Origin of the sequence: Candidimonas humi (assembly GCF_019166065.1) — a bacterium.
In the GTDB taxonomy this organism is placed as follows: Bacteria; Pseudomonadota; Gammaproteobacteria; order Burkholderiales; family Burkholderiaceae_B; genus Candidimonas; species Candidimonas humi.
Map to the genome: position 1 here is coordinate 595,527 of NZ_JAHTBN010000001.1, position 14,570 is coordinate 610,096.

Here is a 14,570-nt window from a genome sequence, read left to right on the forward strand (position 1 = left end):
ATTTGATGTTATTCGATCAAAATAATGATTGATAAATGATGGTTTTTCGAAAGATAATCTCCCTGTTGCCATACGGTCAAACATGCCAGATGATGGTTTTTGATGTAATCCCATGACTGATTCTGAAGTCGATTCCCTGGCCGGCTCTGCCGGCCGCGCCCGGGTCGCGGACATCGCCGCCGCGGCGGGCGTCTCCACGGCGACGGTGGACCGGGTGCTGAACCGGCGGCCCGGGGTGCGGCCCGCCACGGCGCAACGCGTGCTCAAGGCGGCGGCCCGCCTGGACTACCTGCCCGAACGCGAGCTGCATGCCGCGCAAGCGCCGGCGCCCATGCGTATCGCCTTCCTGCTGCCCAAGGGCACCAATCGCTATCTCAAGATGCTGGGCGACACGATCCATTACTCGCAGGAAAACTGGGCGCCCTTCAACGTGCGCTGCCGCGTCGAATACATAGAAGGCTTCAATCCGCAATTGCTGGCCGCGGCGCTGCAGCGCCAGGCCGACCGCGCCGAAGGCGTGGCCTTCATGGCGATCGAGCACCCGCTGGTACGCGATGCCGTGGACCTGCTGGTGCAACGCGGCGTGCACGTGGTGACGCTGATTTCGGACATTTCCGGCTCGGGCCGCGCCGCCTATATCGGCCTGGAAAATCGCGCCGCGGGACGCACCGCCGCTTATCTCATAGGGCGCTTCATGGGCCCGCGCCCCGCCAAGGTCGCCATGATCGCGGGCAGCCTCAGCTACCGGGCCCATGAAGAACGCGAAATGGGCTTCCTGTATTTGTTCCGCGAACTGTTTCCGGGCATCGAGGTGGTGGGGCTGCGCGAAGGCCAGGACAATGCCGAACGCAACTACCGGCTCACGCGCCAACTACTGCAGCAATGCCCCGAACTGGCCGGCATCTACAACATCGGCGGGGCTTCCGACGGCGTGGCGCGCGCCCTGAAAGAGGCCGGCCTGGAACACAAGGTGGTGTTCATAGGCCACGGCCTGACGCCGGACACGCGCGCGCTGCTGATAGACGGCACCATGGACGCCGTCATCACCCAGAACCCGCAGTCGGCCACATCGAACTGCGTCAGGATCTTCGCCAACCTGCGCGACCATCGCGCTACGCTGAGCGGCGTCGATTCGGTGCAAAGCCAGATCATCTTCCGCGAGAACCTGCCCTGAGCCCGGCCGCGCGCTTGCCGCGGCATCGCGCTGCGGCAGCCGGCTGCGTCAGCCGCAGCATCAACCAAGCAGCGCCAGCAGGCGGCGCAATTCCCCGAGTTCGGCCGCGCTCAGCTTGGAACTGATGCGCGCATCGTGGCGCCGTATCGCCGCCGTGATGCCCTTCAGCGCCGCATGCCCCGGCTCGGTAAGTTCCAGGGCAAATGCGCGCTTGTCCGTCGGCGCGTCGACACGCCGAACGTAGTCGAGTTTTTCCAGCGCATTGACCACCTCGACGGCGCCCGAGCGCGCGATGCCCATGGCAGTAGCCAGGTGGGTCAGTTTCAGGCCAGGGTTGCGGTCGATGATGGTCATGGCCGAAAACCGCGGCGGTGTAATCGACCATTGCCCCAATGCGTCCAGGAAATCCTGGTAAATGCGTATCTGGGCGCGGCGGATCGCATAGCCGACCAGGTCTTCGAGCACGCCGTAGTCCACGCCGGGCACTTGTGCGCCGAACTGGTCTGCACGCTGCGCGGGCAGTCGGTTATTGGGGCGGGAACTCAATTTCGTAGCCAAGGAATCTTCCAGAAAAAGACGGCGCGACAACCCCGCGCAGGCGGCAAAAACACGGCGAAATGCGGCCGCGATTGACGCCCGGCCGCAGCGCGCACGGGGGCGTTGCGGGTAATCACCAATAGGCGCGAGGCCCCGTCGTTTTGTTATGATACATAACAAAATTGCAGGACCAGCGAGACGAGGCAAAGGTGAAAATAATTATAGTGGGCGCCGGCATAGGTGGACTGTCGCTGGCACTGATGCTGCGGCAACGCGGCATCGAATGCGACATCTACGAAAGCGTGCGCGCGCTCAAGCCGCTGGGCGTAGGCATCAACCTGCTGCCCCATGCCGTCGCCGAGCTTGCACAGATCGGGCTGCTCGACGGCCTGCGCGCCGGCGCCGTCGCCACATCGGCGCTGCATTACTACAATCTGCACGGCCAACCGATCTGGCAGGAACCGCGCGGCTTGGCCGCCGGATACAGCGTGCCGCAGCTGTCCATACACCGCGGAGAACTGCAACTGCACCTGGCCGCGGCCGTGCGCGACAGGCTGGGCCCCGATCGCCTGCATACCGGCATGGCATTCGAATCGCTGGAGCAGGACGGCGCCGGCGTGACGGCCCGCTTCAGGAACCGTGCCGATGGCAGTCTCTCTACGGTCCGCGCCGATGCGCTGGTCGGGGCCGACGGCATCCATTCGGCGGTGCGCCTATGCCTGCATCCGCACGCGGGCGCACCGCGTTTTTCGGGCCGGATGCTATGGCGCGCCATTACGCCTGCCCTGCCCTATCTGGACGGCAGGACCATGTTCATGGCCGGCCACCAGGACCAGAAATTCGTGGCCTATCCCATATCGGCGCCCGATGCCGACGGGCTGGTTCGCATCAACTGGATCGCCGAACTGAGCGTGCCGGACGGCAAGCCCCCCGCCTCGGACTGGAACCGCCAGGTCGACAAGGCCGCGTTCGCCGCGGCGTTCGATACATGGCGCTGGGACTGGATCGACATTCCCGCCCTCATCGACGCAGCCCCCACGATCTATGAATTCCCGCTGGTGGACAAAGATCCGCTGTCGTGCTGGACGCAAGGCCGGGCCACCCTGCTGGGCGACGCGGCGCACCCCATGTACCCCATAGGGTCGAACGGTTCCGCCCAGGCCATACTCGATGCGCGCTGCGCCGCCGACTGCCTGTCCGCGGCCATGGAAGGCCGCACGCCAAGCCTGGAACTGGCCCTGCGCGAATACGAAGCCGAGCGCATCCCGCCGACCACGGGCATTGTGCTTCGGAACCGGCTCAACGGTCCCGAGCAAGTCATGCAACTGGCACACCAGCGCGCCCCGCAAGGCTTCGCCCACGTGCACGACGTCATCTCGCGCGAGGAACTGGAAGCCACCGCCATGCGCTACAAGCGCCTGGCCGGCTTCGATCCGGAACGGCTGCACGCCGCAAGCGCAACGCAAACAGGAGCCACACAACCATGACCCGCCCATCGCCCACTGCTCCCCAGCTCGAACACCTGTGCACGCTGCTCGTGGATGTCGGCCCGCCACAGGAAATCGGCGACACCCCCTGGGGCCGGCGCAGAGTCATACCTATACTCGGGGGCAGTGTGAGCGGGGCCAGGCTGGCAGGCAGCATCCTGCCCGGCGGCGCCGACTTCCAGTCGATCCGGTCGGACACGTTTACGGATATCCATGCGCGCTACGTCATCCAGACCGAAGCCGGCGAGCAGATCTATGTAGAGAACAGCGGCATCCGCACCGGCACGCCCGAGGACATCGCGGCGTTGGCGCAAGGACGGGAAGTGGACCCTGCCCGCATCTATTTCCGCAGCTATCCGCGCTTCGAAACTGCGGCGCCCCGCCTGGACTGGCTGCACAGGCATTTGTTCATCGGCACCGGGACCAGATATCCCGATCGGGTGGAACTGAACTTTTTTCTAGTCGACTGACAAAAAAACCGAGGAGACCTGCATGAATAAGCACCTGTACCGGGCGCTGGCTGCGCTGTGCCTGTCCGTAACATCGTTGGCCGCCCTGGCGGCATATCCCGACCGCCCTATCCGCCTGGAAGTCGGCTTCCCGCCGGGGACCGGGCCGGACATCGTCGCCCGCGAAGTCGGCATGCAATTGGGCAAACAGATCGGCCATACCGTCGTGGTGGAGAACAAGTCGGGCGCCGGCGGCCAGATCGCCGCGTTTTCCGTGGCCCATGCCAAGCCGGATGGCTACACGATACTGCTGGGCGAAGTAGGCTCCATCAGCATCGCGCCCGAGACGACGTCCAAGTTGCCCTACAAGCCGCTGCAGGATTTCGTACCTATCACCGAGGCGGTGCTGGCCAACTTCGTGCTGGTGACGCCGGCCAATTCACCCTACAAAGACCTGCATGCGTTCGTAGAAGGCGCCAGGCGCAGCAAGACCAGCTTCAATATGGCCACCTTCGGCGCCGGAACCCCCGGGCACTTCGGCGCCGAAATGCTGGCCGAGGCCGGCGGCTTCAAGGTCGAGCCCGTGCACTATCGCTCCACCGGCGATGCCGTGCAGGCCATTATCGCCGGACAGGTGCAAGGCGCTTTTCTGACCACCGCCATGGCCCGACCGCAAATCATCGCAGGCAGGATGCGGGGCCTGGCCATCACGGGCGCGCAGCGCAGCGGCCTGCTGCCCGACATTCCGACCTTTGCCCAACAGGGGCTGTCCTCGGTTGATTTCGGCGCCTGGTTCGCTTTCCTGGCGCCTGCCGGTACGCCGACAGACCGCCTCGATACGCTGAACAAGCAGATCCGGCAAGCCCTGCGCCAGCAAGAGGTGAGCGACACGCTCAAGGGCGACGGCTTCGACATCATCGGATCCTCGCGCGCGGACATGGACAAGCTGATGCGCTCGGAACAGCGCAAGTGGGCGCAGCAAGTGCGCAAGACGGGCTTCCGCATCAATTAGGGCCTGTGCATATAAAAAGAGGTGCTGAGCTGGCGAGTAGCAGCACGCCAGGCGTGGGCAAGGCCGTGAGCCCGCTCACGCGAGCGCCGATGCCGCGCGGCGGCAAACACAGACGCGCCGGGCTGCAAGGAGGCGGCGGCAAAAGCGTACGTCCTATAATGAACCACCGGGCTCGAACACAGGGCCCGGCGCGGCTGCCGCGCGGCATCCGCGCGCTTTTTCTCGGGACGTTTTCATGCTGCTACGCAAACTCTATATCGTCGCCGCCCTGATCGCCTGCGGTCCGGCCACGGCCCTGGCCCAACAGGCCGGCGCACTGCAAATCGAGCACCCCTGGGTGCGCGCCACCGCTCCGTCGCAAACCACGGGCGCGGGCTATCTCTCCATTCACAATAGCGGTGCCGACGCCGACAAGCTGCTGTCCGTCAACTCCGATATTGCAGGCATGGCGGAAGTCCACAAGGTCACCAAGGCCGACGGCATGGTGAAAATGGGCCCGGTGCAGGGCGGCCTGGCAATACCCGGCGGCAAGACGGTCGATCTCTCGCCCGGCGGCAACTACCACATCATGTTCATGCAACTGAAGGGGCCGCTCAAGGCCGGCGACAAAGTCTCCGCCACGCTGGACTTCGCCAAGGCCGGCAAGGTGGACGTGACCTTCAAGGTGGAACCCCTGACCTACCAGCCCGCGTCGGGCCATGCGGGCAGCATGAACATGGACCACATGAGCATGGATCATGGCGATGCCAACGGCAGCATGAGCATGAAAATGATGAAGATGGCGCCGTCGGGACACGGCAACTGAAAGCCGCCGGGCCCGAAGCGGGAATGTTCCTGTAGCCTTCGGGCGTAGCGTTTCGTGCGCCCCGATGCGCGCCACAAAACCGGCAGTACCGCCGCGGATCAAGCCTGCGCGGATACGACGGAAGACAAGCGCGGCAACACGCGCAAGGCGGTAGCGGCCGTCGCCGCCGAGACTTCGGCAGCGTCCAGGCCGCGCAGCCGCGCCAGCTCGGCACCTATGCGCGCCACTTCGCCCGGCTCGTTGCGGGCACGAGGCAAGCCCGGGCCTCCCAGCCATGCCGGGGGAATGTCCGGCGCATCGGTTTCCAGCGCCAGCACATCCAGCGGCAGTTGCGCGGCCAGGCGGCGTATCTGCAGGGAGCGCTCGAAGGTCATGGCGCCGCCCAGGCCCAGCGCGAAACCCAGGTCGACGAAGCCCTGGGCCTGCTGGAAGCTGCCATTGAAGGCATGCGCCATTCCTCCGCTTACGCGGATGCGGCGCAAATGCTTGAGCAACTGGTCCTGCGAGCGCCGCACGTGCAGCAGCACCGACAGGCCGTGGCGGCGCGCCAGCTCGAGCTGGGCGACATAGAAGGCTTCCTGGCGCGCGCGCATCGCGTCGGTGCGCAGTTCGGGCACGAAGAAATCCAGCCCGATCTCGCCGATGGCGACAAAGCGCGGGTCTGCCAGGCAGGCCTGCACGCAGGCCTCGAGCGTGTCCAGGTCCGACTGCTGCGCGCGCGGCACGTACATCGGATGTATGCCCAAAGCGTAGGCGCCCCCGGCGAATTCCTGCGCCAATCCACGCACGGCATCGAAATTGGCGCGCCCTACCGACGGGATGACGATTGCCCGCACGCCCTGCCGCTCGGCGCGCCCGATCACCTCGCGCCGATCGGCGTCGAATTCGGAAGCATCCAGATGGCAGTGCGTATCGATCAGCAAGCTATGCTCCATGCCCGCGGCGTGGCGCCGTGGGCCGGCCGTCTCAGCCCGGCGTGTCCTCGTCCGCCAGGCGCCCTTTGTTCATGAACAACTGGCGATGCGCCAGCGCCGCCAGCGCCGGATCGTGAGTGACGATGGCCAGCGCCGTGCCCAGTTCCTGGTTGACCCGCACCAGCAGCTCGAACATGCTTTCGGCGGTGTAGCGGTCCAGATTGCCGGTGGGCTCGTCGGCCAGCACGCAGATCGGGTCGGTGACCAGTGCGCGCGCCAGCGCCACGCGCTGGCGTTCGCCGCCCGACAACTGCCCCGGAGAATGATGTATGCGCTCGGCCAGCCCCACCTGCTCCAGGGCGTGCGCGGCTTGCTCGCGGGCGGCGGCGCGCGGCATGCGGCGCACGATCAGCGGCATCGCCACATTATCCAGCGCCGAGAACTCGGACAGCAGGTGGTGGAACTGGTAGACGAAACCCAGGCTGCGGTTGCGCAGGCGGCTGCGCTGCGATTCGCTCATGCCGTGGGCTTCGACGCCGTCGACATAGACCGAGCCCGATGTGGGCTCGTCTAGCAGACCCAGCATGTGCAGCAGCGTGCTCTTGCCCGAGCCCGAGGCCCCCACAATGGCGACGAACTCGCGGCGCGCCACGTGCAGGCTGACGTCGCGCAATACTTCGATGCGGGTGGCGCCGTCCTCGTAGGACTTGACCAGATTGTGGGCCTGCAGGACGTGATGGGCGGATTGCTCAATCATGGCGCAGGACCTCCGCGGGCTGCAGGCGGGAAGCGCGCCAGCTTGGATACAAGGTGGCCAGCACGGACAGAACCAGGGAAGTCAGGGCGATCGTGACGATATCGGATATCTCCGGGGTAGACGGCAGTTCGCTCAGGAAATAGACCTGCTGCGGCAGGAAATGCACGCCGAACAGGCGCTCGAAGAAAGGCACGATGACGTCGATGTTGTAGGCGATCAGCGCGCCGAAGCCGACGCCCAGCAAGGTGCCGACCACGCCTATGAGCGTGCCCTGCACCAGGAATATCCGCCCTATCTCGCGCGGCGTCGCACCCACCGTGCGCAGGATGGCGATATCGGACTGCTTGTCCTTGACGGCCATCACCAGCGAAGACAAGAGATTGAACGCCGCCACGGCCACGATCAGCGCCAGGATCAGGAACATCATGCGCTTCTCGGTCTGCACCGCCGCGAACCAGGTGCGGTTGTTCTGCGTCCAGTCGGTGGCCTGCACGCCCTGGGGCAGGATTTGCATGAGCTGCTGCGCCACTTCCGGCGCCTTCTGCATGTCGGCGATGCGCAGCCTTACGCCGCTGGTACCGCTGTCGCGGAACACTTTGGCGGCGTCCTCGTAGTTGACGAAAGCGAGCGAGGCGTCGTACTCGTAATACCCCGAGGAGAAAATGCCGGTGACGGTGAACTGGCGCATGCGCGGCGCGAAGCCGGCGGGCGAGATCGAACCTTGCGGCGCCAGCACCAGCACGGTGTCGCCGGTGTGCACGCCCAGCGAGGCCGCGATCTGGTTGCCCAGCACGATGGCGTAGCTGCCGGGCTGCAGCGTATCGAGCTTGCCGTCCATCATCTGGCCGCGTATGTCCGAAACCGCCGATTCGAGCTTAGGATCGATGCCGCGGATTTGCACGCCGCTGAGCGACTCGCCGCGCACCAGCATCGCTTGCGCGGCGACAAAAGGCGCCGCGCCCTTGACCGAACGGTTCCGCCTGGCATCCTGCGCCAGTTGCTGCCAATGCTGCAGCACCAGTTCCGGCGCCATGTGCGGCACGTAGAGTTCGATGTGCGGCAGCACCGACAGCATGCGGTCGCGCACCTGGGTCTGGAAACCGTTCATCACCGACAACACCACGATCAAGGCGGCCACCCCCAGCGCGATGCCGGCCATGGACGTTGCGGCAATAAAAGAAACAAAGCGGTCCTTGCGCCCGTCCTTGCGGCGCGCGCGCGCCATTCCCGCGTAGCGCGCGCCGATCCAAAGTTCATATGAGCTCTTCAATATCCCACCATCTTTTCATTGCCACTACAATCCGGGAATGCAAATCGTACTACCGGGCGCGTTGCCCGACCCTCGCGAGGCCCGCGAACTCACACCCCACATGCTCAAGGCCGCGCCCACACTGGCGCGCTGGCTGGAACAGAGCCGCGCCACGGTCACGCAGGCCAATCCGGGCGTCTCCGGCTGCACCCCCTACGAGCGCTGGCAACTGGCCGCGCGCGGTTTCGTGCCGGGGCGCGGACAGAACTTCTGCGCCGGCCTCGGCCCGCTATGGGGCGCCGGCCCGGCTGCGCCGGACGCACCGGACACGCCGGTATGGCTGGCCGAGCTGGTACATGTCTCGCCTTCGCGCGAGGGTGCGCGCCTGCTGGCGGCCTGCCAGCTCGACATCGCGCCAGACGAGAGTGTAGCCTTGTTCGAAGCCGCGCACAGCGCATTCCAGGGCAGCGGCTTCCAGGCCCGGCCGCTGGACACGCAACACTGGCGCATCGCCATCGAGGGCGACTTCTCGCCGGTCTGCGCCAGCCCTCGGCTGGTCAGCCTGAGCTCGGTCAACGAATGGTGGCCGCAGGACACCGCCGCCCGTCCCTGGCGCAAGCTGGTCAACGAGCTGCAAATGACCTGGTTCGAGCATCCGGTCAACCAGGCGCGCCAGGAACGCGGGCTGCCGCCGATCAACAGTCTATGGCTGTTTGGCGGCGCCAGGCCCGAACAGTTCCCCACGGCGCACAAAACAGAGCCGTTCCAGGTCCATGAAGAATTGCTGGCGCCCATGCTGGCGCACGACTGGAGCGCCTGGCTGCAGGCCCTGGGCGAACTGGAAGCACGGGCATTGCGTCCCGCGGCTTCCTCGCGGCCAGGGCTGGTGCTGCTCGGCGGCGACAAATATGTAGAGCTGACAAGCCGCGGGCGCCTCGCCGCCCTGCTGCCGGGGGCTCGCTCATCCTGGAGAAGCTGGTGGTCACCCCGAGACTGAGCACACGCCCCGCCCAGCCCGAGGCCGCGCGCGCGCTCGAGGCCTGCGGCGTACATCCCCTGCTGGCGCGGCTATGGGCCGCGCGCGGCGTGCGGGAAATTTCCGAGACCCGGCCGGACTGGTCGGCCATGCTGCCGCCGGGGCGGCTTACGCACAGCGAGCACGCCGCCGCCCTGCTGGCCGACGCGATCGGCGCACGCAAGCGCCTGCTGGTCGTTGCCGACTACGACTGCGACGGCGCCACCGCCTGCGCGGTGGCCGTGCGCGGCCTGAGGGCCATGGGCGCGCAAGTGGATTTCCTGGTACCCAACCGTTTCGAGACCGGCTACGGCCTGTCGCCCGCCGTGGTCGAGCTCGCGCTGCGGCATCGCGCCGGTAAGCCGGACATACTCATTACCGTGGACAATGGCATCGCCAGCGTCGACGGCGTGGCCGCGGCCGCAGCGGCCGGCATGGAGGTCATCGTCACCGACCATCACCTGCCCGGCAGCACCCTGCCGCAGGCCCTGGCCATCGTCAACCCCAACCAGCCGGGCTGCGGTTTCCCGTCCAAGAACCTGGCGGGCGTGGGCGTGATCTTCTACCTGATGCTGGCCCTGCGCGCCGAACTGCGCCGGCGCGGCATCTATGCAGGCAATACCGGCCCGCGCCTGGACGCGCTGGCCGACCTGGTGGCCCTGGGCACGGTGGCCGACGTGGTCAAGCTCGACGCCAACAACCGCCTGCTGGTCACCCAAGGCCTGCAGAAGATCCGCGCGGGCCGCATGCAGCCGGGCTTGCGGGCCTTGTTCGCGGTGGCCGCGCGCGAACCGGCACAGGCCAGCGCCTTCGACCTGGGGTTCGCCATCGGCCCGCGCATCAACGCCGCCGGCCGCCTGGCCGACATGAGCCTGGGCATCGAATGCCTGCTGGCCGACGACGAAGCCCAGGCGCTGCGCCTGGCGCGCGAACTGGATTCCATCAACCATGATCGGCGCGCCATCGAGGCCGGCATGCGCGAGGAAGCCATGGCTGCAATGGAACTGCCCGAAACCGAGATCGGCGCCGGTGTGTGCGTCTATCACCCCGAATGGCACCAGGGCGTGGTCGGCCTGGTGGCATCGCGCATCAAGGAAACCTACTGGCGGCCCACGATCGCCTTCGCGCGCGCCGACAGTGGCGAACTGCGCGGCTCGGGCCGCTCGATTCCCGACGTGCACCTGCGCGACGTGCTCGATCTCGTGTCCAAGCGCCATCCCGGCATCATCGTCAAATTCGGCGGCCACGCCATGGCCGCGGGCCTGACCCTGCTGGAAAGCGGCTATCCGGATTTCACACGGGGCTTCGACCTGGCGGTGCGCGAACTCAGCGGCCGCGACAGCTTCGACCCGCTGATAGAAACCGACGGTTCGCTGGAAAGCGGCTATGCCAATGCCGACGTGGCCGGGCTGCTGCAGCAGCAGGTGTGGGGCTCGGGCTTTCCCGCCCCCGTGTTCCGCGACACCTTCCAGGTGCAGCAGCAGCGCCTGCTCAAGGACAAGCACCTCAAGCTGAGCCTCGCGCGCGGCAACCAGCGCTTCGATGCGATCTGGTTCGGCCATGCGGAAATGCTGCCCGAACATATCGAGGCCGCCTACCGCCTGGACAAGAACGTGTGGAACGGCATGGTCAGCGCGCAACTGATCATCGAGTACGCCGGCGCGGCCTAGCAGTTGGCCATGCCCGCGCGCCCAAGCATAGCGGTGCGAGCCGCCAGCCCCGCCGCCGGCACGTAGATCACTGCGCCGCGGAAGCGATGCGCCTCAATGCCTGCTCGAAAACATCCGGCGGCTGGCCGCCCTGGATCAGGTGGCGGTCGTTGACGATGATGGACGGCACAGAATCGATGCCGCTGTCCCGATAGTAGCGTTCGCGTTCGCGGACATCCTCGGCGTAGGCATCGGAGGCCAGGATCGCGCGAGCCTGCGCCGCATCCAGCCCGACCTTGCCCGCCAGATCTACCAACACATCGGCATCGCCCGGATTCTTGCCCTCGGTGAAATAGGCGCGGAACAAGGCGTGCTTGAGTTCCCGCTGGCGCCCTTGCAGGCCCGCCCAATGCAGCAGGCGGTGCGCATCGAAAGTGTTGTAGACGCGTTCGCGCTTGCCGAACTCGAATCCCACCTGGGCGCCGCGCTCGCGTATGGCTTCGGCGCTGCGCGCCACTTCCTGCGAGGTCCTGCCGTATTTCCGGCCGAGATAATCGACGAAATCCCGCCCCTCGGACGGCATGTCCGGATTCAGTTCGAAAGGCTGGAAGTGCAGATCGACGCCTACTTCGCCGTCCAGCCGCGACAGCGCCTGTTCCAGGGAACTGAGCCCGATGGCGCACCACGGGCAGGATACGTCGGAAACGAAATCTATCTTGAGCTTGCTTGCCATATCGGTGCCTTGCAGTCTGCGGCGCGCCGCCGCCATGGTCTCTTGCGCCGCGCCTTCGATAGACCAGTTTAATCCGTTCCCATCGCGACCGCTCGGATTCACCGCACCGCCACTACCGCTTTCTTGCGGCCGGTTTGGAAGGCAGCAACCCCGCCAGCCGCGCCGATCAGCCCGCGTCTCCCGTAGCGGGCGCGGCCGCGGCGCTGGTGGGGGGCAGCGCCGGGTTCGCGGCCTTGGCCTCGGCCAGCAGCATGGTGGTGGGCGTGGACAGCGGCAGGCCGGCTTCGCGCAGGCGGCGCAGCACGTCGAACAGCAGGTCGCTGCGCACCCCCGACGCGGCGCGCGGGGATGCGACATAGCCGATCATGTCGAAGATCAAGCCGCTGGCGTCCAGGCCTTCGAGCAGCACGTTCGGCGCCGGCTCATCGAGCACGCCGGCGTGCTCGCGCAACGCGTCCAGCATCAGGCCGCGCGCCTGGTCCGCGTCGGTCGACAGCGGCATGGGCAGCTTGATGAGCACACGCCCTATCGGATTCGCGTGGGTCACGTTGCGCACGATCTTGGTGATGAATTCGGAATTCGGGACGACTACTGTGGAGCGGTCGCTCATCTGGATTTCCGTGGCCCGCACATTGATGCGGCGGATGTCGCCCTCCACGCCGCCCAGCGTCACCCAGTCGCCCACCTTCACCGGACGCTCGGCCAGCAATATCAGGCCGGATACGAAATTCTGCACCACCGCCTGCAGGCCGAAGCCTATGCCCACCGACAAGGCGCTGGCTATCCAGGCCACCCGTTCCAGGCCTATGCCCGCGGCCGACAGCGCCAGGGCCACGATCAGCACATACCCGGCATAACCGAACAGGGTCGCGGCCGAGAACTGCATGCCCCGGTCGAGGCTGGTGGCCGGCAGGTAGCGCGACAGCAGCCAGCGCTGCAGCACGCGGACGCAAGCAATGCCCAGGATCAGGACCACCACCGCCAGGAACACGGAGGTCGGGCGTATCTGCGCCTCGCCTATGGAAATGCCGGTATACAACTGGTTGAAGCGATTGAGCCATTCCGAGGGCCCCTCGCCGAAGGGGATCAAGAGCAGCATCAGGGTGATCAGCAATATGGCCAGGCGCACCAGCCCCGAGGCCAGCACTATCGCCTGGCAACGGGCGCGCACCATGGGCCCGGGATCGCGGTCGTCGACCGCGCCGCGCTTGATGATCGCCAGCAGGCTGGCGCAGCCATCCTCCACCAGCACCGACAGCAGATAGGCCACGCCGAGCACGGTCAGGACCCACACTACCTGCCTGGCCAGGAAGCCGCCGAAGGCGACATAGCCGGTCACCAGGCATATAGCGCTGATCGCCAGGACCAGCCACGCGATCCCCACGAGCGCGGAAGCCCACAAGGGCAGCGCCGGCGCCGGCCCCTTTTCCGTGGCGGCGATCGCCGCTACGCGCAGGCGCCGGGCGCGCAGCAGTCCGGCCGACAGTATTGCCGTCGTCAACAGGCCGGTGACGCAATCCAGGAAAACGGTAGTGCTCAGGCTGGCATTGACTTGCGCGGCCAGGTGCTGCGCCGCCCAGCCCACCACGATCACTATCGACAGCAGCAGTGGGAACCCGCGCAGGCCGCGCGCAACGATGTCCGGCAGGTGCGGCAGTCGCCATGAGGGGCGGTCGGCCGCCAGCAACGCGCGCCCGAGACCGGCCACGAGGCCGCCGAAGCACACCAGGCCGACGAGCCAGCCCAGCAGCGCGTCCAGGCCGTCGGGCGGGGCCGAAGACGAGTTGATGCCGGCACGCAAGGCCGCCGCGATCAGGCCCGGCACCGCCACCGCCATCATGACCCGCACCGCCGCATACAAGGAACGGCGCAGGCGGCCCGAAGGCACATGCGTGGTCGAAAAGCGCATCAATACACGGCCGGCCAACACGCGCAGCACCAGCAGCAGCACAATGGCCAGCAGCACTAGCGCCCATACCCCGAGCGTAGCGGCGCCTATGTATCCGGCTACTTCGTTGCCCAGGGGCAATAAACGCCGATGGACGTCGCGGGGCCACTCCTGCACGAGCTCGGACCAGAAAGGCACGCCGAAGATGGAATCGGTGCGCGCTCCCAGGCGGGCCTGGAACTGCGAACGCCGCAGCGTCTGTATTTGCTCCACGGCCTGGTCCCCTTCCACCGTGATGAGGCGCGCCAGCTTGAGCTGGGAATCGAGTGCGCTGCTGCTTTTGGTGAGTTGCGCCCGCTGCGCCGCGACATCCGGCGCTTCCTGGCCGCCGGCGGGCACGGGGCCCAATTCGGCCAGCCTGGCCTTGACGCTGGTGAGCTGCGGATCGATCTGGGTGGCAGCCTGCTTGGCCTGGGCCTGGGCATCCTGCACCGTGGAACGCAACTGCACCAGTTGGGCATCGTCCAGGGGCTGCTTCAGGCTGTTTTGCACCGTGTCCATCTGGACGCGGGCCTTGTCCAGCGCCCTCGCTATGTCCGCCGGCGTGGGAGTACCCGAATTGGCGTCCCCCGACTGGGCCCGGGCCCCGGCCAAGGGCGCCAGCGCCAGGACGCAGGCCAGCAAGGCCGCAGAAAACCAGATCCACAAAGAGGATCGGCTGATACGCGCAGCGCCTGGTGCGCGCGAAAGCATCGCTTTCATGTTCATGCTAGAGCGTTGAGGTTGCTCATTTTATGACGTGCCGCGGCGCCGCGGCATACTGCTTACCGATAGATACCGCCAGTACACGCGCATACTTCTTATGTGTTCTTATGTGGCGGGGCGGCCGGGCCGCCTTGCG

Annotated in this window: 13 protein-coding genes; 7 read left to right on the top strand and 6 right to left on the bottom strand. The window is 66.5% G+C overall.

What is annotated here, in order from left to right; genetic code table 11:
- The first annotated feature begins 112 nt into the window (after positions 1-112).
- Positions 113-1,174, top strand: a complete 1,062-nt coding sequence (locus KVP10_RS02620) for a LacI family DNA-binding transcriptional regulator (protein ID WP_217962884.1) — start codon at positions 113-115, stop codon at positions 1,172-1,174.
- A gap of 60 nt (positions 1,175-1,234) precedes the next feature.
- Here the strand turns inward: KVP10_RS02620 and KVP10_RS02625 are convergent, their stop codons facing one another.
- Positions 1,235-1,732, bottom strand: a complete 498-nt coding sequence (locus KVP10_RS02625) for a MarR family winged helix-turn-helix transcriptional regulator (RefSeq protein WP_217962885.1) — start codon at positions 1,730-1,732, stop codon at positions 1,235-1,237.
- Between the two features lie 188 nt (positions 1,733-1,920).
- Between KVP10_RS02625 and KVP10_RS02630 the strand changes: the two genes are divergently transcribed.
- The 4 genes from KVP10_RS02630 to KVP10_RS02645 all read left to right on the top strand — a co-directional run bounded on the left by KVP10_RS02630 (position 1,921) and on the right by KVP10_RS02645 (position 5,464).
- Positions 1,921-3,198, top strand: coding sequence for a flavin-dependent oxidoreductase (locus KVP10_RS02630; protein WP_217962886.1), 1,278 nt, complete (start codon positions 1,921-1,923; stop codon positions 3,196-3,198).
- A complete protein-coding gene (locus KVP10_RS02635) occupies positions 3,195-3,668 on the top strand; it encodes a DUF3237 domain-containing protein (protein WP_217962887.1) in 474 nt (157 codons plus the stop codon). Before KVP10_RS02630 ends, KVP10_RS02635 begins: the two co-directional genes overlap by 4 nt.
- Before the next feature lie 22 nt (positions 3,669-3,690).
- Entirely contained in the window at positions 3,691-4,659 is a 969-nt protein-coding gene (locus tag KVP10_RS02640) for a Bug family tripartite tricarboxylate transporter substrate binding protein (RefSeq protein ID WP_217962888.1), read from the top strand.
- A gap of 235 nt (positions 4,660-4,894) precedes the next feature.
- Positions 4,895-5,464, top strand: a complete 570-nt coding sequence (locus KVP10_RS02645) for a copper chaperone PCu(A)C (RefSeq protein WP_217962889.1) — start codon at positions 4,895-4,897, stop codon at positions 5,462-5,464.
- Between the two features lie 98 nt (positions 5,465-5,562).
- On the opposite strand, the gene KVP10_RS02650 is transcribed toward KVP10_RS02645, so the two are convergent.
- The 3 genes from KVP10_RS02650 to KVP10_RS02660 are packed head-to-tail and all read right to left on the bottom strand — an operon-like array spanning position 5,563 to position 8,360.
- Positions 5,563-6,387, bottom strand: coding sequence for a TatD family hydrolase (locus tag KVP10_RS02650; protein ID WP_217962890.1), 825 nt, complete (start codon positions 6,385-6,387; stop codon positions 5,563-5,565).
- A 43-nt stretch (positions 6,388-6,430) separates the two neighbouring features.
- On the bottom strand, positions 6,431-7,135 hold the full coding sequence (locus KVP10_RS02655; protein WP_217962891.1) for an ABC transporter ATP-binding protein: 705 nt from the start codon (positions 7,133-7,135) through the stop codon (positions 6,431-6,433).
- On the bottom strand, positions 7,128-8,360 hold the full coding sequence (locus KVP10_RS02660) for a lipoprotein-releasing ABC transporter permease subunit (RefSeq protein ID WP_246600295.1): 1,233 nt from the start codon (positions 8,358-8,360) through the stop codon (positions 7,128-7,130). Before KVP10_RS02660 ends, KVP10_RS02655 begins: the two co-directional genes overlap by 8 nt.
- 82 nt (positions 8,361-8,442) lie before the next feature.
- Here KVP10_RS02660 and KVP10_RS02665 point away from each other — a divergent pair, with 82 nt between their 5' ends.
- Positions 8,443-9,381 (top strand): hypothetical protein, encoded by a 939-nt coding sequence (locus KVP10_RS02665; protein ID WP_217962892.1) that lies wholly within the window; start codon positions 8,443-8,445, stop codon positions 9,379-9,381.
- Positions 9,363-11,069 carry a single-stranded-DNA-specific exonuclease RecJ gene (gene recJ / locus KVP10_RS02670; RefSeq protein WP_217962893.1) on the top strand — a complete coding sequence of 569 codons (1,707 nt, stop codon included), beginning with the start codon at positions 9,363-9,365 and terminating at the stop codon, positions 11,067-11,069. The genes KVP10_RS02665 and recJ overlap by 19 nt, the downstream gene beginning before the upstream one ends.
- Positions 11,070-11,136: 67 nt before the next feature.
- Here recJ and KVP10_RS02675 read toward each other — a convergent pair whose 3' ends face one another.
- Entirely contained in the window at positions 11,137-11,781 is a 645-nt protein-coding gene (locus KVP10_RS02675; RefSeq protein ID WP_217962894.1) for a DsbA family oxidoreductase, read from the bottom strand.
- Between the two features lie 166 nt (positions 11,782-11,947).
- The gene (locus tag KVP10_RS02680) at positions 11,948-14,431 is read right to left on the bottom strand and encodes a DUF3772 domain-containing protein (protein WP_217962895.1); all 2,484 of its coding nucleotides are present in this window, start codon (positions 14,429-14,431) and stop codon (positions 11,948-11,950) included.
- Positions 14,432-14,570 lie beyond the last annotated feature (139 nt).

Coding starts and splice junctions, on each gene's coding strand:
- KVP10_RS02635 (WP_217962887.1), top strand. CDS start 3,195: ATGACCCGCCCATCGCCCACTGCTCCCCAGCTCGAACACCTGTGCACG.
- KVP10_RS02680 (WP_217962895.1), bottom strand. CDS start 14,431: ATGAAAGCGATGCTTTCGCGCGCACCAGGCGCTGCGCGTATCAGCCGA.
- KVP10_RS02640 (WP_217962888.1), top strand. CDS start 3,691: ATGAATAAGCACCTGTACCGGGCGCTGGCTGCGCTGTGCCTGTCCGTA.
- KVP10_RS02660 (WP_246600295.1), bottom strand. CDS start 8,360: ATGGCGCGCGCGCGCCGCAAGGACGGGCGCAAGGACCGCTTTGTTTCT.
- KVP10_RS02665 (WP_217962892.1), top strand. CDS start 8,443: ATGCAAATCGTACTACCGGGCGCGTTGCCCGACCCTCGCGAGGCCCGC.
- KVP10_RS02620 (WP_217962884.1), top strand. CDS start 113: ATGACTGATTCTGAAGTCGATTCCCTGGCCGGCTCTGCCGGCCGCGCC.
- KVP10_RS02655 (WP_217962891.1), bottom strand. CDS start 7,135: ATGATTGAGCAATCCGCCCATCACGTCCTGCAGGCCCACAATCTGGTC.
- KVP10_RS02675 (WP_217962894.1), bottom strand. CDS start 11,781: ATGGCAAGCAAGCTCAAGATAGATTTCGTTTCCGACGTATCCTGCCCG.
- KVP10_RS02645 (WP_217962889.1), top strand. CDS start 4,895: ATGCTGCTACGCAAACTCTATATCGTCGCCGCCCTGATCGCCTGCGGT.